Origin of the sequence: Novosphingobium sp. HR1a (assembly GCF_015594425.1) — a bacterium.
In the GTDB taxonomy this organism is placed as follows: domain Bacteria; phylum Pseudomonadota; class Alphaproteobacteria; order Sphingomonadales; family Sphingomonadaceae; genus Novosphingobium; species Novosphingobium resinovorum_A.
On the sequence record NZ_JABXWS010000088.1, the window covers coordinates 1 to 19115 of the forward strand.

Genomic DNA, 19115 nt, shown 5'->3' on the forward strand with positions numbered 1-19115 from the left:
AACGAAACTCTACCTTCTGCCCGACATGGGCAGAATGAACATGTGATAGCAACGGGACGAAAATCCTGGCTCTTCTGCGACACCGTGGAAGGCGCACGGGCGAGCGCCGTCACCTATAGCCTGATGCTGACTTGCCGCGCCTGCGGCGTCGAGCCTCTCGCGTGGCTACGCCATGTTCTCACTGAACTGCCCCAGCGACCTCTCGACGCCGATATCGACGACCTGCTGCCATTCAACTTCGAAAAACACGCCTGACCTGCCGACGTCGCCGCGGTGGCCTGTCTCGTCCAGCGTCAACTGTGATGGCCGCACTGCCTCCGGAAGCAACGTGTTACGAAATGCGCGCTTACTCTTTTTCACACTCGACCGCCAACTCACAGAAGGCTCATGGGTTGACTGCGGTATGTTCATGCAAACCGTAATGATCCTAGCGCGGGCGCGGGGACTAGACACTTGTGCTCAACAAGCCTGGTGTGAATTTGGCGGAGTGGTTCACCGCGAGTTGGGAATCCCGGACGACCAGATTCTCGTCTCGGGTTTAGCACTTGGCCATGCAGACCCTATGGCGCCAGAAAACGGCCTGGTGACCGACCGGGTAGCGATCGAGGAATACATGAACGTCCACGAATGATGGCGGACTTGCCGGCACGGATGGCATGGATGTCCTTTTGACGTTCGGCGAGCGCTAGGTTGCGCCGCGATTTTCCTCTTGGGCTTCGAAGACCTGCTTGGCGTACTCGTCGAGCAAGACCTCGCAAGCGGTGAGACGGCTTGCAGCTTCTGCGCTGAGCTCGTCGCCGTAGAAATCGAGTTTGGTGTGAGCAGCCCCTAGAATTCTGGACGCCTTCTATCCTAATTTGGAGGACAGGAGGCGACGATGGGGAAGCCCAATTTCAGCGATGAGTTCAAGCGTGATTCGGTGGCCCAGATCGCCGGCCGTGGATATCCGGTAGCGGAGGTTTCCGACCGGCCCGGTGTCAGTCAGCATTGATCCCGGCTGTGCGGCGGATGTCTGCCACGGGAACGCCGTCCATGCCCTGCTTCAGAATGAACGCTTTAGTGTTCCCGTATCCTAGAGTCACTGTTGCTCCGTTTCGAAGATCCAGGCAGCTCCCGACCTGAGGGCGCCCACTGTGATCGGATTTCCTGAATCCGCTACAGCGTTGATGACTGCGGAACCCTTGATCCAGATGGCGAAGGCGGATGCCTGGTCCCGGCCTATGGGTTTGAAAGTTGCTTCGAGGTTGCGACTGGTGCGATAAGTCCCCCAGCCGTCAAGTTCACGCAGGAACACCACCAGCGGTTTGAGGGAAGGGCGCGAGTGCGCGAGGAGGCAGGTTTGAACTGTCAGCCGTGCATAGGTGCAATAGAACCCTGCGGGTTCGCCGTCATTCGCGCCCTGCAGGTGCCGGCTCAACGCTGTCAGCCACTGCTGTACCGACAGACGCCGTCCTTCGATGGTCCTGTTGGGGTCGAGTTCCGGAGGTATGTCGGACAGCATGGCGCGCCAGATCGCCTCGTCCACGAAGGCATCCATCGAGCCGAAGTAATAAGCAATCGCGGAATTTGACGCTCCGGCGTTGCGTGCCGCCGACCGCTGGTTGACCGCGCCGATGCCGTTTTGGAGTATTTCCTCCCGTGCGTGAAACAGCAGGCGGTCGCGAATGGAGCCGTTGGCATCGGGCGTGCCCGGCCCCAGCGGTGGAGGGACGACATTGAGCGTGTCGGCGATGCTGACTTCCTCGCTGGCGTCGGCGGACCGATTGAGTCCCAGCAGGGCGCGTATGGTCTCTTTCAGAAGCAGGTCGTAGCGCAGGCTCCCCTGCAGCGCGACCGCGTAGCTTTCTTCCATGAGTGCATAGGCGGCCAGGATCGCGGGCATGTCGGGTTGCAGTCCGCATCGCAGGCTCACCGCCTCCCAGAAGTCGCGGCGCATCGTGTGCCATATGCCCAGAAGGCCGGCGATGTGGGCGGGAACGCTGTTCGCCACCCAGGACAGCATGAAGCGGGGTACATCTGCCGCAGCTCTGGTTTCCACGTAGTAGCAGAGGAGATCCCCGAGCGCCGTTTGCCCGACCGGAAGCGGAGACAGTTGTTCCAGCAGGTCCGCGTGGCTCGCCCGCTCGATGGCGATGGCCCGATCGAGAGCGGCGAGGACCAGACCGTCCCGGTTGCCGAATTTCTGGAAGATATAGGCGGTGGAGCAGCCCGATCGTGCGGCGATGGTGCGCAGCGACAGCTTGTCGAGCCCCTGATGCGCGATCATCGCTATCGTGTGCATCACCAGCTGGTCCGCGATGGCGGCCGACGATGGTTCATTGGGCGAGGCGTTGTCGTCTGACATCAGTGGTATCTCGTTCATGCGAACTGGCGATTTCTGCCGATTGCTGCGTTTGGCACGTGCACAACATGCGGGCTCCCCCCTTCTTATGCAGCACGTCCCTTTCCATGCCAGCTCAACCTGGCTGAAACTTGTGGGCATGGTCGAATTCCGGTGCCATTATAACGGCCGATCTAATTTGAAAATGCTGCATAGTCCGTATCCATCGCCATAATCATTGAGAAATGTAACGACTGGCCTACTTGTAAACCAGTTATCTTGTGATAGGTTGAGTCGCAGTTCGCGCACTGCCTTCTGGCCAAAAAATCAATCGCGCGGACCAGGAGAGCCTTCATCCGGCGACAAAGCCGGAAAGGAATGATGTCGGAGGGGACACCAAATGGCCTTGCAGAAGTTTCTGTCGTCCAGCGCCGGCGTGGCGCTGCTTGCCGTATCGAGCCATGCCGCCGCCCAGGAAGTACCGGTTTCACAGCCGCAGAGCGCATCCACGGCTGCGGCATCGGCCGAAATCATCGTCACCGCCCAGCGCCGCTCGGAGAGCTTACAGCGTACGCCCGTCGCCGTATCTGTCGTCACCGGTGACGCCCTTGCCAGACAGGCGATCGTGTCCGAGCGCGACCTCCAGATGGCGGCGCCGGGGCTGACGGTCAAAGCGCAGCAGAACGATAACCAGCTGAACTACTCCCTGCGCGGGCAGACGGTCGATACCTTCACCAGCTCGCTGCCCGCAGTCCTGCCTTATGTGAACGAGGTGCAGGTGGGCGGCGTGGGGCAGACGGCCTTCTACGATCTGCAGTCGGTGCAGGTGCTCAAGGGGCCGCAGGGCACCCTGTTCGGCCGCAATGCGACCGGCGGCGCGGTGCTGTTCACCACGCGCAAGCCTACCGACGAACTGTCCGGCTACGGATCGGTCCGTTACGGCCGGTTCAACGACTTCCAGCTCGAAGGCGCGGTCGGCGGCGCGATCGTGGAGGACCAGGTGCTCGTGCGGGTGGCGGGGGTCTACCGGTCGCGGGACGGGTATCAGCTCAATCTCTACGACGGCAGCAAGCTGGGTAAGATCGAGCGGGAAGGCGTCAGGTTCAGTCTTACACTCAAGCCGTCGCCCGATTTTACCAATGATCTTGTCGCGGAATACTACCATGACAAGGGCACCAACATTTCCGGTTCGGTGTCCTACGTCGTGCCGGCGAGTGCCAATGCGCCGGGTTATCCTTTCGTCCCGACGAATGTGCTGTTCCCCGGTCTCGCCGATTTCGCGCAGGCGCAGCGCGAACGCGGTCCTTTCGTGGTCGACGTCGACTCGCTGGGGGATCACCGCATTTCGAAATGGGTGGTGTCGAACATCACGTCATTTGAGATCGCGGATAATGTCACGCTCAAGAACGTGTTCGGTTATGTCCATGTCGGCTTCCTCGACGCGGGTGACCTCGATGGGACTTCCTACGGCATCGACGGACGCGGCAATGCGCAGACGGGCGCTCAGGGCAGCCGGGGCACGATCGAGCAGATCTCGGACGAACTGCAGTTGGTGGGCAAGGCGATCGACGGGCGTCTCGAATACGTCACCGGCGTCTATGCGGCCAAGATCGCCGATCACACGCGCAACACCAGCTACATCCTGAACGAGCTTGGCCTGCCGCCCCAGATCAATGCGGGGACGACCACGAGCAAGGCCATCGCAGGCTACGCGCAGGGTACGTTCGACACCGGCCTTGCCGGTTTCAAGGTGACGGGCGGCATCCGTTACACATCGGAAAAGGTCAGCTTCGTTCGCGACGCCGACGACCTGTTCTCCGCCGCGACCCATCCCGAATTCGCGCCATTCTATGCCGACGGACGCTTCATCGATCCGCAGCGCGACACCTTCAACAAGCTGAGCTGGACCGCCGGCATCCAGAACCAGGTGACGCCGGACCTGCTGCTCTACGCCTCGTCGCGGCGCAGCTTCCGCAGTGGCGGGTTCAACTTCCACGCACCGCCGACGCCGGGCTTCGCGGATGAATCTGGCGGCGAGTACCGCCCCGAGATCGCCACCGATGTCGAACTGGGCGCGAAGTTCCATGGCTATGCCGGAACGATGCCGGTCAATCTCAACCTGGCGCTCTACAACATGTGGGTGAAGAACGTGCAGCGCGCCTTCTACACCTCGATCTATGGCGGGCTGGCCGGCATCACCGTGAACGTGCCCAAGGCCAAGATCAGGGGCTTCGAACTCGACGGCAACATCCGGCCAGCAGACTGGCTGGTCATCGGCGGCAACGTCAACTACACCCATGCGCGTTTCACGGATAACGTGGTGTCGGTGATCGGCACTGACGGGACCAGCACCGGCACCGCCGTCTACGATACCTATCCGGATACGCCCAAATGGTCGGGCGTGTTCTACTCGGACATCACGATCCCGGTGAGCGAGCGGTTCAACGCCGTCCTTCATGGCGACGTCTACGCGCAGACTTCCAATTACTACAGCTCGACCGGCAAGTCGCTCAATCCGAACACCCAGATTCCGGGTTACGCGCTCGCCAACTTCCGGGTCGGGCTGGAGCAGAAGGAAGACGGGCTGTCGCTGTCGGTACTGGTGAAGAACGCCTTCAAGAAGACCTACTACAGCGGCGGCATCGGCTTCGCGAGCCTGTTCGGTCTGAACTTCGTGGTTCCCGGTGAGCCCCGCACCTTCATGCTCGAAGCCCGCTATCGTTTCTGAATTTCGTAGAAAGCAGAGCCATGATTACTGCCGACGATTTCAAGTTCCACCCCCGCGATCCGGCCGACCCGCACTGGACCGAGACGATCTTCGTGATCTTCTCGGTCCCCGAAGCAGGCGTCAGCGGCAATCTCTACGTGCTGGCGCGGCCGAACCTGGGCATCTGTCACAGCTCGATCGAGATACACAAGGGGATGTGTTTCCATCCCTGGCAGATACATCACAACGACAGCCAGATGCATTTGCCCTGCCCGGAGGACTTTTCCGACTTCACGCTGGAAAACGGCTTGTCGTTCAAGGCGTTCAACGAACGGAACAGCCGCTTCACGTACAAGTCGCTGGACGGCGCCTGCGAGGTGGACCTGTCGTTCCGGGCGATCTGCGATCCGTTCGATCCGCATGATCCAGCACAAGTCCCGGCGCTGGGAGGCGGGCAGGTCGATGGCTACGACGGCTGGAACAACGGGCACATGGAAAGCAAGGGGCGCATCGAAGGATCGCTGCTGCTGCGCGGCCGGCGCTATGCCATCCGCTGCGTCGACGGCATGGACAAGAGCTGGGGCCCGCGCCGCGACTGGGGCAACAAGGCGGCCAGCTGGGTCCATGTCGACCTCGACGGCGAGACGGGCGCGTTCCTCGTCTTCGGGCTCGGGTTCGAGAACAAGGAACTACGCTACGGGCCGTTCAAGTACGGCTTCTTGGCGATCGACGGCGAACGGCGCCCGATCGTGTACGCGAGCATGACCGCCAAGCGTTCCGACATGCTGGTGACGCGGGCCGACGTGCGGTTCGAGGACGACCGCGGCAATGTCTATACCGCGCGCGGATCGACCGTGGCGGCCGCGCCCTGGTACAACTTCAACCCGTCGAGCGCGGCGTACCAGACGCTCATGCGCTGGGAGAGCGACCATGGCGTCGGCTACAGTCACATCGCCGACTTCAGCGGGCTGAACTTCCTGTCCGAGGGCATGGCCGACGAGTTCGCGCAATGACGGCGGCGGTGATGTCCCATCCGGTGCTGTCCTTCACCGAGGCGCAGCGGCGCCATCCCGACGAGGCGATGATCGCCCGCATCCGCGATCGCTACCCCACCGAGCCCGAGATCGATGCGGTCCTGACCCGCAAGATGCGCCGCCGTCGCGGCGATCCGTACAAGGCGGTTCCGATCGAACGGCTGGTCGCGGGCGTTACGGCGATGATCGGCGAAGAGCTTGGCTACGAGGCGCAAGTCTCCAATGCCCGCTGGCTGTCGGGTGGAGCATCGAAGCTGCAGATGGTCTTCGACCTTGCGTGGCGCGGGTTGGACGGGCAGGCTCCCGAAAGCGTCGAAACTCTCGTGCTGCGCATGGAGCCCGCCGCCTCGGTGACCGAATCCAGTCGGCGCCGCGAATTCGAGGTGCTGAATGCGGTGCAGGGCGTGATCCCGGCGCCGCGCCCCTACTGGGTGGACCCAGAGGCACGCCATCTGCCGTATCCGGGAATGGTCTATGCCTTTGCAAAAGGCGCGGCAAAGCCCAGCGTCGGCGTGGAGAAGGTGTCGGGCCTTGGGCAGAACTACGGCCCCGAACTGCGCGCGAAACTCGCGCCGCATTTCGTCTTCCTGCTCGCGCGCCTGCATACCGTCGATCCGGGCGAATGCACCGCGATGGCCTCGTTCATGCAGGCGCAGGAGGGCTCGAACGCATCCGTGATCCGGCAGGTGAACGCCTATCGCCGGATCTGGGAAGAGGACCGGATCGAGGAGGAGCCTTTCCTCGAAGTCGTCTACCAGTGGCTCATCGCCCACGCGCCGCCGGTGGACCGCCCGTCGATCGTCCACGGCGACTATCGCAGCGGCAACTTCCTGTTCGACGAGGCGTCCGGCGAAATCACCGCCTGGCTCGACTGGGAAGGCGCGGTCATCGGCGATCGGCATCAGGACCTCACCTACGCCACGCTGCCCACCTTCCAGCATCTTTCGGAGGATGGCAGGAGCGTGCTGGCGTCAGGGATGATGCCGAAGGACGATTTCTACGCAGCATACGAGGCGGCCTCCGGACTCCCGGTCGATCCGGTGCGGATTCGCTACTTCGAGATATTCAACCGCTATCTCGTCTGCGTCCTGACGCTCGCCGCCTCGGCGCGCGCTTCGCTGCAGGCGGGGACGCATCAGGACGTGCTCGTGAACTTCGTGTCGCAGATGGGGCACACGGCCATCGCCGACCTGCGCGAGCGGTTTCTGGAGGTCACACGATGAACCAGTCTTTCGAAACGCAGGTCCGCATCGCGATCCGCGCGCTCAGCGATGTAATAGCGCCCGCGCTCGCCGGTGCGGACAAGCACGTGGTCGAGCAACTGCAGCTGACGATCGCCACGCTGGGCTTCGTGGCCGACCGCATTCCCGAAGCGACCCGCTTCGCGCGGCTCGAACTGTCGTCCTGCCTTGCGCTGGCGGAGCGGGCGAGGGCGATCGTGCAGCCCAGCCTGCCGGCCGAGAGCGAGGCGCTGGCCGCCGGAATCTCGGTGGGCGAAGAGGTGCTTGCGCTCTGCGTCCGCGACGCGGCGGATTGCGAGGCGGCCAGCCGTCACTTGCGCGAACAGCTGGCGGCGCTGGTGGCGACCACGCATGGCTCTCCCTGCGAACGGGACGTGACCGCCGCCATCCTCGACGGCAGCGAGGCGATGCTGGCGCAGGCGCGGCTATGGGCCTTGCCTTTCGGCTTCGAGCTGACCCCCGAGGCGTTGCCGGTACCCGCCTGGTAACGCGCCCCGTTTTACACTTCCCCCAACCAGGCAAGGCCGGATCATGATCACCAACGCAGACCTCGACTTTCACCATCACGGTTCGACCGAGCATAACTATGCGGAGACGATGTTCCTCATCTTCTCCGTGCCCGAAGCCGGGATCAGTGGAAATGCCTACTTCCTTGGGCGGCCGAACGCGGGCGTGTGCCTGTCGTCCGTCTACATCCACCAGGGCATCGTGGCCCATGCCGGTGCGGCGGATTACTCAGATGCGCAGATGCACGTCCAGTGCCCGGAGAAGCTGTCGGACTTCCGCCTGTCCACGGGCCTCGCGGTCACCGGCAGCAACAATGCCCGCGACTATCATTACCGGTACAAAGGCACCGACGGCCTGTGCCGCTTCGACTTGCGCTTCAAGGGGCTGATGGACCCGTTCGATCCGCTGGACCCGAGCCAGAACCCGATGCTGGAGCATTTCGGCGGCGACACCGAGGCCGCGAGTGGTGCGGGCGATTCCTGGTCGAAGGGGCATTACGACCTCGTCGGCCACATCACCGGCGAACTGGAAGTGCACGGCCATCGCTTCGCGGTCGATTGCGTGGACGGCCTCGATCGCAGCTGGGGGCCGCGCGCGGAGTGGAACTCTGCGCCCGTCTCGTGGATGCACATGACGTTCGGGACTGATCTGGCGTTCCACCTCATCATGACGCTGGACATCGTCGATGGGCAGACCGTCTACACCACGTTTCGCTTCGGCTATGCTCTGGTCGATGGTGAAAGCTGCGCCATCGTGGCGGCAGAGGTTGATGCGGAAAGCCTGTCGCTGCTCGGCATGCACCGCGTGGTGCGGATCACCGACGCCAAGGGCCGCAAATGGGAGATGGTGGGCGCCGCCGTCGCCGCCGCGCCCTGGCACAACGCCTATGCTGCCTTCATTTCGTATCAGACCCTCTACCGCTGGACGATGGGCGACAGGGTGGGGTTCAGCAACGTGACCGATGTCATCGGCGTCACGACGCTTTCCAAGAAGCTGTCGCGTCTTGCCAATGCACGCGCCGTGTCGGGGTAATCGCTCCTCACTTGGAGGGAGGCTTCCGATTGCTGCGTCCTTCTTGTCTGGGCGCGGCATCGGCGGCGCCTGCGCGGTCCAGGCGCGGCGGTACGATCTCGTGGAGCCGACCTTCACTTTCAGCGGTCAGGTAGCGCATGAAATACTTCATCCTCAGCACCCCGAAGAAGTCGAGCATGAGGGGGAGGCCGGTTCTCAGCATATCGGCTGCACGTTCTTCGCGGATCAGGCCTTCGGTGCGGGCGATGAAGCGGGTGGCTTCGGCGAAGGCGAGATAGTCGGCCGACTTGGTATAGTGGTCCAGCACTTCCGGGAAGAAGTTGGCCGATTCCTCGAAGCCTGCTTCGCGCATGCGTGCCCAGATGCCGATCAGGTTCGCGTCGGTATAGCTGACGGCCGTTCCCTCCTCCGTTTCGATGAGTTCGACGGCGCCAAGCGCCGCGAGGCCACGTGCGTCGCGTTCCGCATGCGGATTTCCCTGCTGCAGCGTTTCCAATGCAATCGTGCGGTCGTCCTCACCGAAGCGCGCGGCCACCAGATTCTCAAGATGGTGGAACGCGGGCGCCTCCAACCGCTTGTCGAGCTTGTCGCCGCGCAGCATCGCTCCGATTTCGTCCAGCGTTACCTGATGTTCGCGTTGCAGATTGCGCACCGCCCGAATCGCCCGCACATGCTCGTCGCTGTAATGCGCCACGGTTGCCTTCGGCTTGTCGGGCGGGGGTACCAAACCCTTGCGGATCAGCACCCTGATCGTCTCCCGGTTTACTCCCGTAAGGTGCTCCAGTTCCCCCATCTTCATGGCATTTTCCTAGTTTTGATTTTGCCGCTTGTCACGGGAAGTAAATCAGATTACAAACTGCGTATACGAAGTACGTAGCACTTGAAGCCGATCGTGCAAAGCGATGGCTTGGGAGACGAAGATGCAAGGCAGCATCCATCTGAAAGGACCGAAGTGCAAACGCGCGCAGGTGCTTCGCGCTCCACGCCCGGCCGGTGTGGTCGAGGCGCCACATCGGGCGTGTTGAACCACTCCGAGACGAACACGGTCGTCGTCCTTCCGGGCGGCTGACGGTCCCGGCGCGGGGGCGAACTCTCTCCCCGTCTCCGCGCCAAACCCTCTTGAACTGGAAATCGGCATATGCAGATTACGGCCGCCATTGCGCGCGAGGCCAGGCGCCCCTTTGCGCTTGAAACAATCGAGATCGACGAACCGCGCGAGGGCGAGGTTCTCGTGCGCCTGGTGGCGGTGGGCGTGTGCCACAGCGACATCGCGGCACGCGACCAGTCGCTGCCGGTGCAGATGCCCATCGTGCTCGGGCACGAGGGAGCGGGCATCGTCGAGCGCGTCGGCCCGGGCGTCACCAAGGTCGCGCCGGGCGACAAGGTGGTGCTCACCGTGGGCTCTTGCGGCGAATGCACCAACTGCCGCCGGGGCGACGTGGCCTACTGCGAAAAGGGGATGACGCTCAACTACAGCGGCCGCCGTCCGGACGGCAGCGCGACGCTGTGCTGCGGCTCCGAACCCGTGGGCGGATACTTCTTCGCGCAGTCATCCTTCGCGACTTACGCGATCGCGACGCAGCACAACACCGTGAAGGTCCACGCAGACGCGGACCTGACCATGGCCGCGCCGCTGGGATGCGGCATCCAGACGGGAGCAGGCGCGGTGATGCGCTCGATCGCGGCGAAGGCCGGGCGTTCGATCGCGATCTTCGGTGGCGGCTCGGTGGGGCTGAGTGCGGTGATGGGGGCGAAACTTGCGGGCTGCGATCCGATCATCGTGATCGAGCCGGTAGCCGCGCGGCGTACCCTTGCGGCGGAGCTTGGCGCCACCCATGCGATCGATCCGGCCGCCGGCGACGTGACTGAGGCTATCCGCGCCATCGCCGCGCGCGGCGTCGATTACGTGGTCGATACCACGGCGGTGGACGCGGTGGTGCAGGCGGCGCTGGCCTCGCTCGCCCCGCACGGGACGATGGCGTTCCTCGGCGTGCCCAAGAAGATGGATGCGGTGTTCTCGACCTCGATGCTCGGTTTCCTCGCCAGCGGCGCGACGCTGAAGGCGGTGATCGAGGGCGATACCGACCCCGACACCTATATTCCTGAGCTTCTGGCTCACTACGAGGCGGGACGCCTGCCGCTCGACAAGCTCGTGCGCACCTATCCGTTCGACCAGATCAACCAGGCGATCGAAGACCAGCTTGCCGGGCTGGTGGTCAAGCCCGTGCTCACCTTCTGAAGGCAACCGATCATGCAGACCGACACACTCGCGTTCGGACCGGACGAACTTCGCATTCCCGATGACATCGCCGAAAAGGTGGTGAACCCGAACCTCTGCGCCGACGAGGCTTCGTTTCACGAGGCGCTGGCGTGGATGCGGGCGAACCGGCCGATCGGCTGGGCGCATCTCGGCGGCTACGATCCGATCTGGATGGTCACGAAGTACAACGACGTCGTCACTGTCGAGCGCCGCGCCGACGTGTTCCTGAACATGGTCGACAATCCGATCTACAACCCGCAGGCCGACGACGCCTTCCTGCGGTCGGCCAACAACGGCACCTGCCAGGTCGTCGCGGCGCTTACGCACATGGACAATCCCGATCACAAGGCGCTGCGCTCGATCGCCGTTCCGTACTTCTCGCCCGCGAGGATCACCCGGCTCGAGAGCGATATCCGCATCATCGCCAGGGACACCGTGGCGCGGCTGCTGGCCGGTCCGCGCGAGGTGGATTTCGTCAAGGATTTCGCGCTCGAATACCCGCTCAGGGTCATCATGAACATGTTCGGCGTCCCCGAGACGGACCTGCCCAAGATGTTGAAGATGACGCAGGAATTCTTCGGCTCCAAGGACCCTGAAGAGCAGCGCAGCGACATCGAGATCACCCCCGACATGGCCGCGCGCCAGTTCCACCGGGTGATCCAGGAATATTACGATTACTTCACGCCGATGACCCGCGATCGCCGCGAGAACCCGCGCGACGACCTTATGAGCGTCATCGCCAATGCCGAGATCGACGGTGAGCCGATCAGCGATTTCTTCGCCAACGGCTATTACATCACCATCGCCACCGCCGGGCACGATACCACGTCGACCACGACCGCCACCGGCATGAAAGCGCTGTGCGAGCACCCCGACCAGTTCGCGCGGCTCAAGGCGGACCCGAGCCTCATCCCGTCCTTCGTCGAGGAAGCCCTGCGTACGGCGGCGCCGGTGCGGCACTTCACGCGCACCGCGATCGACGATTTCGACCTGCACGGGACCGTGATCCGCAAGGGCCAGCGCCTCATGTTGTCCTACCCTTCCGCCAGCCGCGACGAGGACATTTTCGAGAACGCGGGGACTTTCGACCTCGCCCGCAAGCGCAACCGGCACCTCTCGTTCGGTTCCGGCCCGCACATGTGCCTCGGCCAGAACCTCGCCAAGCTCGAGATCCGCATCCTCTACGAAGAGCTGATGCCGCACCTCACCGCCGTCCGGCTGAACGGCAGCCCCCGCTACATCGAGACCAACTTCGTGGGAGGGTTGAAGTCTCTGCCGATCGCTTTCGAAACCAACTGAAAAACAAAGTTCACGGGAGAAGATACATGAAATCCAGCAAGTTACTGGCAGGCGTCGCCTTCATCGGCCTTGTGGCCACGCCGGGCGTCGCCATGGCGCAGGACGAAGCGGCGAGCGCGGCGCAGCCCACGGCGGGCGTCGGCGAAATCATCGTCACTGCTCAGAAGCGCTCGGAATCGCTGAACAAGGTCGGCCTGACGATCCAGGCGCTGTCCTCCGACGATCTGGTCAAGCAGGGCGTCAACAGCGTGTCGGATCTCGCCAAGGTGATTCCGGCGCTGACAGTGGCCAACAGCATCTACAACACGCCGGTCTACACGCTGCGCGGTGTCGGCTTCTACGAGAACTCGCTGGCGGCCTATCCGGCGGTCAGCGTCTACGTCGACGAAGTGCCGATGCCGTTCCCGGCGCTGGTCGGCACGGCGGCGCTGGACGTCGAGCGCGTCGAAGTCCTCAAGGGACCGCAGGGCACGCTGTTCGGCCAGAACGCGACGGGCGGTGCGATCAACTACATCGCCGCCAAGCCGACCGCCGACTTCAAGGCAGGCGTGAATGCCAGCATCGACAGCTTCGGCGAAGTCGATGCGAGCGGCTTCGTCAGTGGTCCGATCAGCGACACGCTGCGCGTCCGCGTCGCGGCCAAGACCGCGCAGGGCGGCGCCTGGCAGAAGAGCCAGACCCGGCCCGACGACGACAAGCTGGGCGACAAGGAACTCTACATGGGCCGCGTCCTGCTCGACTGGACGCCGACCGACCGGCTCTCGGTATCGCTCAACGTCAATGGCATGATCGACAAGTCGGACCCGCAGGCGGGCCAGTACATCGCCCTGTTCCCGCAAGTCGGCCCGGTCGGCGCGGGTCTTGCCGCCACGCCCTTCGCGCCGTCCAAGCCGCGTACTGCCGACTGGAACCCCAACCGCCGTCCCAAGGGCGACGACCGCCAGTGGCAGGCGGCCCTGCGCGCCGACTATGAGCTTTCGGACAGCCTCAAGCTGACCTCGATCACCTCCTACGTCGATTTCAGCCGCAAGCAGGTCAACGATCCCGACGGCGTCGCCGTGGAATCGCTGGAGTTCCTGTTCGATGGTTCGCTCAAGTCGTTCAGCCAGGAACTGCGCATCGCCAGCAACGGCTCCGGCCCGTTCAGCTGGATCGTCGGCGGCAATTTCGAGCACACCACATCGAAGGAATTCGCCGACCAGTATGCGGGGCAAAGCTCGGTGGTGGCGAACCTCGGCTTCCCGGCCAATACCAACACGTTCTTCCTGAACTCGCAGATCGACAACTATGCGGTCTTCGCCAATGCGGACTACGAGATCCTGCCCGGCCTGACGGTGAAGGGCGGTGTGCGCTACACCAAGAGCCAGCGCGACGCGCAGACCTGCACGCGCGATGCCGGAAACGGCGGCGCGGCGGCGTTCTTCACCGCCGTCTCGACCCAGGTGCGTCAGGCGATCGATCCGACCGCTGCCCCGACCCCGGCGATCCCAGTCGGCGGATGCGTGACGCTGGACGAGGCGACTTTCCTGCCGACGTTGTACGAAGGCTCGCTCGACCAGGACAACGTTTCTTGGCGCGGCGGCATAGACTATCAGGCGCTTCCCGAACTGCTGCTTTATGCCAACGTGTCCAAGGGCTACAAGGCGGGCAGCTTCCTGTTCACCAATGCATCCAGCACCGCGCAGTTCGCGCCGGTCACGCAGGAATCGGTGCTGGCCTTCGAAGGCGGCTTCAAGGCCAGCATGCTAGACCGGCGCATGCAGTTCAATCTGGCCGGGTTCTACTACAAGTATACGGACAAGCAGATCCGCGGCAAGCGCATCGACCCGGTGTTCGGCGTGCTCGACGCATTGGTCAACGTGCCCAAGTCGAGCCTGATGGGCGTCGAGGCGGAGATCATGGCCGAGCCGGTCGATGGCCTGAACCTGCGTCTGGGCGGCACATACGTCGATACCCGCATCGACGAATATACCGGCGTCGGCTTCAACGGCGGCGTGCAGGATTTCGAGGGCAACCCGATCCCCTTTGCGCCCAAGCTGTCGGTGAATGGTTCCGCTGATTACGAGTTCGCGCTCAGCGAGGGCGTCTCGGCATTCCTCGGCGGGACGGCAACGCACAACAGCTCGACCTACTCGGTGATCGATACCGTACCGACCGCCAAGCTGAAAGATTATACACTGGTTGACCTTCGTGCCGGATTGTCGTTTTCTGACGATGCGTATCGACTCACGGTGTTCGCGAATAACGTCACTAACGAGTATTATTACACCAATGCACCAATCCTGTACGATACCCAGGTGCGGTACACCGGGCGGCCGGCGAGCTACGGCGTAGCGCTCGCGGCCCGCTTCTGACGGGTGGCCGGGGGAGGGGGCGCAGGCCCTTTCCCCCGAGCCGGAAAAAAAGAGAGAGGACCTGAATCTTGCGCGGGACGATGATGACGAACCCGATGCTGTTGTCGCGGCTGATCGACCATGCCGCCGAGCATCACGGGGATACGCCCTTCGTAGCGCGCCGCATCGACGGCGTGATCGAGCGTTCGGACTGGGCGCGGATGCGCGACCGGGCAAAGCGGCTGGCCAATGCCATGACCGGCCATGGCTTCAAGGTGGACGACGTCGTCGGTTCGCTGGCGTGGAATACCTCCAACCACATTGAGCTGTTCTATGCCGCGCTCGGCATCGGGGCGGGGCTGCACACGCTCAATCCGCGCCTGACGGCCGAAGATCTGCGCTACATGATCGAGAAGGTCGGCGAGATCACGATCTTCATCGATGCCGACACCCTGCCGCTGGCCGAGCAGGTCGCGGCTATCACGCCGATGGTCACACGCTGGGTGTTCATGGACGAACCCGGCGCGCCGGTTCCGGCGAGCGCACTGCCCGGCTTCGTCACCAAGACCGATTTCATCGGTGACGCCTCGGCTGACTTTGCATGGCCCACTTTCGACGAGAACCAAGCGGCGACGATCTGCTTCACTTCGGGCACGACCGGGCGGCCCAAGGGCGTCGCCTATACGCACCGCTCGATCACGCTGGGGTCGATGAACATGTCGATGGCCGACATGTACGGCACGCACCGGCGCGGCTCGCTGGAATGCATGCTGCCGATCGCCGCGATCTTCCATGCCAATGGCTGGATGATGCCCTTTACCGCGCCGATGAACGGCCACAAGCTCGTGCTCAACGGCCGCGATTTCTCGCCCGAGGGCATCATCGAACTGATCGATGGGGAGGGTGTGACGATCACCGGCGCCGTGCCGACGATCTGGATGGACCTGTTCGACGCCGCCGAACGTCAGGGCTCGAAGCTGGAGACGGTGCGCACAGGCCTGCTTGCCGGTACTCGCCCGTCGCGCGCGCTGGCCGAGCGCTTCGAGAGCTTCGGCATCACCCTGTGCCAGTCCTGGGGCATGACCGAAGTGCCGGGCTGCTCGCGCAGCGCCCCCGCGGCAGGGTCCGACACTCTGCCGGCCGACGAACAGCACGAACGCCACCTCGCCCGCCAAGGGCGCGTCGGTTTCCTGTCCGAGATGCGCATCGTCGATGACGAGGGCAAGCCGCTTCCGTTCGACGGCGAGCACGCGGGCCACCTGCTGGTGCGGGGGCCGATCGCCTCGGGCAGCTACGTGGGCCTCAGTGATGCGGAAGGCTTCGAATGGCTGGAGACGGGCGACATCGCGCGCATCTATCCCGACGGTTCCATGGAGATCGTCGACCGCGCCAAGGACGTCATCAAGTCCGGCGGCGAGTGGATCAGCACGCTGCAACTGGAATCGGCGGCGGCCAGTTTCGCCGGCGTCGCCGAGGCGGGCGTCATCAGCATCCCGCATCCGCGCTGGCAGGAACGGCCGCTGATGCTGGTCACGCTGGCCGAGGGCGTCGAGGCGCTCGACGAGGCGGCGCTGCGCGAGCATATGCAAGGCTTCGTCGCGAAGTGGTGGTTGCCCGATGCGATCCGGGTTATCGACACGATGCCCCGGACCAGCACCGGCAAGCTCGACAAGATGGCGCTGCGACGCCTCTATGCCCAACGGTCGGAGAACATCATCGCATGAGCGGCACGGTGCTTACGGTGGAAAGCGAAGGCGCGATCGAGATCGTCACGCTCAATCGCCCCGACCAGCTCAACGCCGTCTCGCCCGAACTGGCACAGGCGCTGCTCGACTACTTCAGCGGCCTGCCCGCACGGCTGGAGACGCGTGTGGTGATCCTGCGCGGTGCCGGACGCATGTTCTGCGCGGGTGCCGAACTGGGCTCCGACGCTTTCGCCAATGAAGGACCGGGGCGCAACCAGCGGCAACTGGCGATGCAGCGGCTCTATTCGGGGATCGTGCGCGCCATGCGGGCGTGCCCGCAGCCCGTCATCGCGCTGCTGCACGGTGCGGCCTGCGGTGCGGGGTTCTCGCTGGCACTGGCGGCCGACGTGCGCATCGCTGCGGAGGATGCGCGGCTCAATGCTGCCTATCTGCGCGTGGGGCTGGGCGGATGCGACATGGGTTCGGGCTATCTGCTGCCGCGCCTAGTCGGGCTGTCGGTGGCTTCCGAATTGCTGATGACCGGTAACTTCATCGCCGCGCCGCGCGCGCTGGCGACCGGGCTGGTCAGTTCGGTGGTGGCTGGCGAGGCTCTCATGGAAGCGGGCCTGGCGATGGCCCGCGATATGCTGCGCGCCTCGCCGATGGGGCTGCGCATGACGAAGGAGACTCTCAATCTCACCGTCGATGCGCCGGGTATCGACGCCGCGCTGACGCTGGAGGATCGCCAGCAATGCATGCTGATCGCGACCGCCGATCACGAAACGGCGGTGGAAGCCTTCAGGAACCGCGCCGCGCCAGAATATCGCGATCTTTAGGGCGCTATATTGAATCGTCATTGCGAGCGCGGCGAAGCAATCCAGAGCGGCTTGACACTGCCTTGGATTGCTTCGCTGCGCTCGCAATGACGAGATGGTCGTTCAATCCGATATCATCGACCTCTAACGCTTGACACATTCCCCTCTCCAACCTTAAGTTTACCAAACGGTCAAATAAAGACTCGACGCGGCATCTGATGCCGACGTCGGCGCCGGTTCCGATTGGAGAGGGTTGGGACATGAACATCACCGCTTCCGCGCGGGCTTTCGAAGGCAAGACGGCGTTCACCGAGGCCTGCGGCCTTGGCACCGGCCCGGTGCCGCTCGAGCCTTACCGATCGCCCGAGTTTTTCGAACGCGAACGCGTGCAAGTCTTCGAGCGGGCCTGGCTGCTGGTCGGGCGCGAGGAAGAAATCCCGGCCTACGGCGACTATTTCGCGACCGAACTGTTGCCGGGCGGCGTTTCCGCGATCCTCAACCGGGGCAAGGATGGACGCATCCGCGCGTTCTACAACACCTGTTCGCACCGCGGATCGCAAGTCCTCGACGGTCCGACGGGCAATGCGCGGCGCATCGTCTGCCCCTACCACAACTGGACGTATGCGGCCGATGGCGATCTGATCTCGATCCCGGACGAAGCCAGCTTCTTCGCGGTAGACAAGAAGCGCTGCGGGCTGACGCCGATGGCGACGGAAACCTGGGAGGGCTGGATCTTCGTCAACCTCCAGCGCCAGCCCGAAGTCGATCTGCGCACCTTCCTCGGCGATTTCGCCGACCGTCTGGCCGGCGTGCCTTACGTGGCGGCGGACAAGCCGATCGTGCTCAAGGCCGACCTCGATGCCAACTGGAAAGTGGTGCAGGACGCCTTCATCGAAAGCTACCACATCCCCGCGATCCACAAGAAGACGATTGCCCAGACCTTCTCGTCGAGCGGGAACCGCTTCGCGCGGCTGCTCGATGCGCGCACGTTCGGGCCGCACCGCACCGTCTCGATGTATGGCAACCCGACGATGCCGCTCGACGAGCGCAACAAGGTGGAGATGCTGGCCTATGCCTCTGGCGACACCGGCAGCCTGATCGCGGCAGGCACGAGTTCGCAGATGGCTGAGTTCCTCGATCACCCCGCCGTCAATCCGACGCGGGCGGGGTGCTGGTCGATGGACGTGAACAACCTGTTTCCGAACACCCAGATCGATTTCGGCCCCGGCGGCTTCTGGGTCCACCAGTTCTGGCCGCTGACGCCGACCACTTCGCGCTACGAAGTGCGCTTCTATGTCCCCGACGCGCTGAACGCGCGCCAGCGGCTGCAGCAGGAACTCTATGTCGCGCGGGTGATCGAGGTCGTGCTGGAAGACCTTGCCAACGTGGCCCGCACCCAGCGCGGCATCAACAGTTCCGGCAAGGACGAGATGCAGCTTCAGGACAGCGAGGTCGGCATCCGCCACTCGGTCGAGCAACTGCTCAAATGGGTCGAGGCGGAAACCGTCACCGAGGCGCTGGCGTGAGCGGTGCGGCGCGCTTGCCGCAGGCGTTCGCGGAACTTGAACCTTTCGTCGACAGCTGGGGCAGCCATACGACCGCCGGGCGGCTGGCCGCGCGCTGCGAGCGCTCGATGGACGAGATCAGGGTGTTCTACGAGGCCATGTGCGCGCGGGCGGAAGAGGCCATCGGCTACGTCGACCGGTTCGGGCTCGACGACCTGCCTGACGATGCGCGCAATCTCATGGCGCTGGTTCTCGGGCTGGCGCAGGCGCACGTCGCCATTGAAATCCACGGGCAACCTCGCGCGCCGGGGACGCCGTGGCCCAATTCGATAAGGATCGCCCGCGGCTTGCCGTTTCTCGGCTGATCGGGCGCAAGG

Annotated in this window: 16 protein-coding genes and 1 pseudogene; 15 read left to right on the top strand and 2 right to left on the bottom strand. The window is 63.8% G+C overall.

Annotation, left to right across the window (positions count from 1 at the left end; all coding sequences use genetic code 11):
* The 3 genes and pseudogenes from HWN72_RS22830 to HWN72_RS22840 form a co-directional block, all read left to right on the top strand.
* Nucleotides 1-255: transposase domain-containing protein (locus HWN72_RS22830; RefSeq protein ID WP_211151512.1), on the top strand; the 255-nt coding region annotated here is incomplete at its 5' end.
* The gene (locus tag HWN72_RS22835) at nucleotides 173-631 is read left to right on the top strand and encodes a nitroreductase family protein (RefSeq protein WP_081799206.1); all 459 of its coding nucleotides are present in this window, start codon (nucleotides 173-175) and stop codon (nucleotides 629-631) included. The genes HWN72_RS22830 and HWN72_RS22835, both read left to right, overlap by 83 nt.
* Nucleotides 632-877: 246 nt before the next feature.
* Nucleotides 878-988 (top strand): annotated as a pseudogene (locus HWN72_RS22840) (IS3 family transposase); the annotation flags it as partial.
* Nucleotides 989-1078: 90 nt separating this feature from the next.
* On the opposite strand, the gene HWN72_RS22845 reads toward HWN72_RS22840, so the two are convergent.
* Nucleotides 1079-2344, bottom strand: a complete 1266-nt coding sequence (locus HWN72_RS22845; protein ID WP_036529682.1) for a TetR/AcrR family transcriptional regulator — start codon at nucleotides 2342-2344, stop codon at nucleotides 1079-1081.
* A gap of 376 nt (nucleotides 2345-2720) precedes the next feature.
* Here HWN72_RS22845 and HWN72_RS22850 point away from each other — a divergent pair, with 376 nt between their 5' ends.
* From HWN72_RS22850 to HWN72_RS22870, 5 genes are read left to right on the top strand one after another with little or no spacing between them, the layout of a single operon-like run.
* Nucleotides 2721-5048, top strand: a complete 2328-nt coding sequence (locus HWN72_RS22850; RefSeq protein WP_036529681.1) for a TonB-dependent receptor — start codon at nucleotides 2721-2723, stop codon at nucleotides 5046-5048.
* 20 nt (nucleotides 5049-5068) lie between these two features.
* Entirely contained in the window at nucleotides 5069-6040 is a 972-nt protein-coding gene (locus tag HWN72_RS22855; protein ID WP_036529679.1) for a hypothetical protein, read from the top strand.
* Between the two features lie 11 nt (nucleotides 6041-6051).
* Nucleotides 6052-7284 (top strand): phosphotransferase family protein, encoded by a 1233-nt coding sequence (locus HWN72_RS22860; protein ID WP_069709559.1) that lies wholly within the window; start codon nucleotides 6052-6054, stop codon nucleotides 7282-7284.
* Nucleotides 7281-7790 carry a hypothetical protein gene (locus HWN72_RS22865; RefSeq protein ID WP_036529676.1) on the top strand — a complete coding sequence of 170 codons (510 nt, stop codon included), beginning with the start codon at nucleotides 7281-7283 and terminating at the stop codon, nucleotides 7788-7790. The genes HWN72_RS22860 and HWN72_RS22865 overlap by 4 nt, the downstream gene beginning before the upstream one ends.
* A 43-nt stretch (nucleotides 7791-7833) precedes the next feature.
* A complete protein-coding gene (locus HWN72_RS22870; RefSeq protein ID WP_069709342.1) occupies nucleotides 7834-8841 on the top strand; it encodes a hypothetical protein in 1008 nt (335 codons plus the stop codon).
* Nucleotides 8842-8848: 7 nt separating this feature from the next.
* On the opposite strand, the gene HWN72_RS22875 is transcribed toward HWN72_RS22870, so the two are convergent.
* Nucleotides 8849-9640, bottom strand: coding sequence for a MerR family transcriptional regulator (locus HWN72_RS22875; RefSeq protein ID WP_051587166.1), 792 nt, complete (start codon nucleotides 9638-9640; stop codon nucleotides 8849-8851).
* A gap of 339 nt (nucleotides 9641-9979) precedes the next feature.
* Between HWN72_RS22875 and HWN72_RS22880 the strand changes: the two genes are divergently transcribed.
* The 7 genes from HWN72_RS22880 to HWN72_RS22910 all read left to right on the top strand — a co-directional run bounded on the left by HWN72_RS22880 (nucleotide 9980) and on the right by HWN72_RS22910 (nucleotide 19103).
* Complete coding sequence (locus HWN72_RS22880) at nucleotides 9980-11080, top strand: NAD(P)-dependent alcohol dehydrogenase (protein WP_036529672.1); 1101 nt, start codon at nucleotides 9980-9982, stop codon at nucleotides 11078-11080.
* Between the two features lie 12 nt (nucleotides 11081-11092).
* Nucleotides 11093-12400: a cytochrome P450 gene (locus HWN72_RS22885; RefSeq protein WP_036529669.1), complete on the top strand. Its 1308-nt coding sequence runs from the start codon at nucleotides 11093-11095 to the stop codon at nucleotides 12398-12400.
* 26 nt (nucleotides 12401-12426) lie between these two features.
* Nucleotides 12427-14754, top strand: a complete 2328-nt coding sequence (locus HWN72_RS22890; RefSeq protein ID WP_036529666.1) for a TonB-dependent receptor — start codon at nucleotides 12427-12429, stop codon at nucleotides 14752-14754.
* A gap of 68 nt (nucleotides 14755-14822) precedes the next feature.
* On the top strand, nucleotides 14823-16457 hold the full coding sequence (locus HWN72_RS22895; RefSeq protein WP_036529664.1) for an AMP-binding protein: 1635 nt from the start codon (nucleotides 14823-14825) through the stop codon (nucleotides 16455-16457).
* The gene (locus HWN72_RS22900) at nucleotides 16454-17254 is read left to right on the top strand and encodes an enoyl-CoA hydratase/isomerase family protein (RefSeq protein ID WP_036529661.1); all 801 of its coding nucleotides are present in this window, start codon (nucleotides 16454-16456) and stop codon (nucleotides 17252-17254) included. The genes HWN72_RS22895 and HWN72_RS22900 overlap by 4 nt, the downstream gene beginning before the upstream one ends.
* A gap of 239 nt (nucleotides 17255-17493) precedes the next feature.
* On the top strand, nucleotides 17494-18759 hold the full coding sequence (locus HWN72_RS22905) for an aromatic ring-hydroxylating dioxygenase subunit alpha (RefSeq protein WP_211151513.1): 1266 nt from the start codon (nucleotides 17494-17496) through the stop codon (nucleotides 18757-18759).
* Nucleotides 18756-19103, top strand: coding sequence for a hypothetical protein (locus HWN72_RS22910; RefSeq protein ID WP_036529659.1), 348 nt, complete (start codon nucleotides 18756-18758; stop codon nucleotides 19101-19103). The genes HWN72_RS22905 and HWN72_RS22910 overlap by 4 nt, the downstream gene beginning before the upstream one ends.
* Nucleotides 19104-19115 lie beyond the last annotated feature (12 nt).

Excerpts from the sequence above, each read along its gene's own strand:
- HWN72_RS22860 (WP_069709559.1), top strand. The coding sequence starts at position 6,052 with ATGTCCCATCCGGTGCTGTCCTTCACCGAGGCGCAGCGGCGCCATCCC.
- HWN72_RS22850 (WP_036529681.1), top strand. The coding sequence starts at position 2,721 with ATGGCCTTGCAGAAGTTTCTGTCGTCCAGCGCCGGCGTGGCGCTGCTT.
- HWN72_RS22890 (WP_036529666.1), top strand. The coding sequence starts at position 12,427 with ATGAAATCCAGCAAGTTACTGGCAGGCGTCGCCTTCATCGGCCTTGTG.
- HWN72_RS22885 (WP_036529669.1), top strand. The coding sequence starts at position 11,093 with ATGCAGACCGACACACTCGCGTTCGGACCGGACGAACTTCGCATTCCC.
- HWN72_RS22900 (WP_036529661.1), top strand. The coding sequence starts at position 16,454 with ATGAGCGGCACGGTGCTTACGGTGGAAAGCGAAGGCGCGATCGAGATC.
- HWN72_RS22880 (WP_036529672.1), top strand. The coding sequence starts at position 9,980 with ATGCAGATTACGGCCGCCATTGCGCGCGAGGCCAGGCGCCCCTTTGCG.
- HWN72_RS22865 (WP_036529676.1), top strand. The coding sequence starts at position 7,281 with ATGAACCAGTCTTTCGAAACGCAGGTCCGCATCGCGATCCGCGCGCTC.
- HWN72_RS22845 (WP_036529682.1), bottom strand. The coding sequence starts at position 2,344 with ATGTCAGACGACAACGCCTCGCCCAATGAACCATCGTCGGCCGCCATC.
- HWN72_RS22875 (WP_051587166.1), bottom strand. The coding sequence starts at position 9,640 with ATGAAGATGGGGGAACTGGAGCACCTTACGGGAGTAAACCGGGAGACG.
- HWN72_RS22870 (WP_069709342.1), top strand. The coding sequence starts at position 7,834 with ATGATCACCAACGCAGACCTCGACTTTCACCATCACGGTTCGACCGAG.
- HWN72_RS22905 (WP_211151513.1), top strand. The coding sequence starts at position 17,494 with ATGAACATCACCGCTTCCGCGCGGGCTTTCGAAGGCAAGACGGCGTTC.
- HWN72_RS22855 (WP_036529679.1), top strand. The coding sequence starts at position 5,069 with ATGATTACTGCCGACGATTTCAAGTTCCACCCCCGCGATCCGGCCGAC.
- HWN72_RS22835 (WP_081799206.1), top strand. The coding sequence starts at position 173 with ATGTTCTCACTGAACTGCCCCAGCGACCTCTCGACGCCGATATCGACG.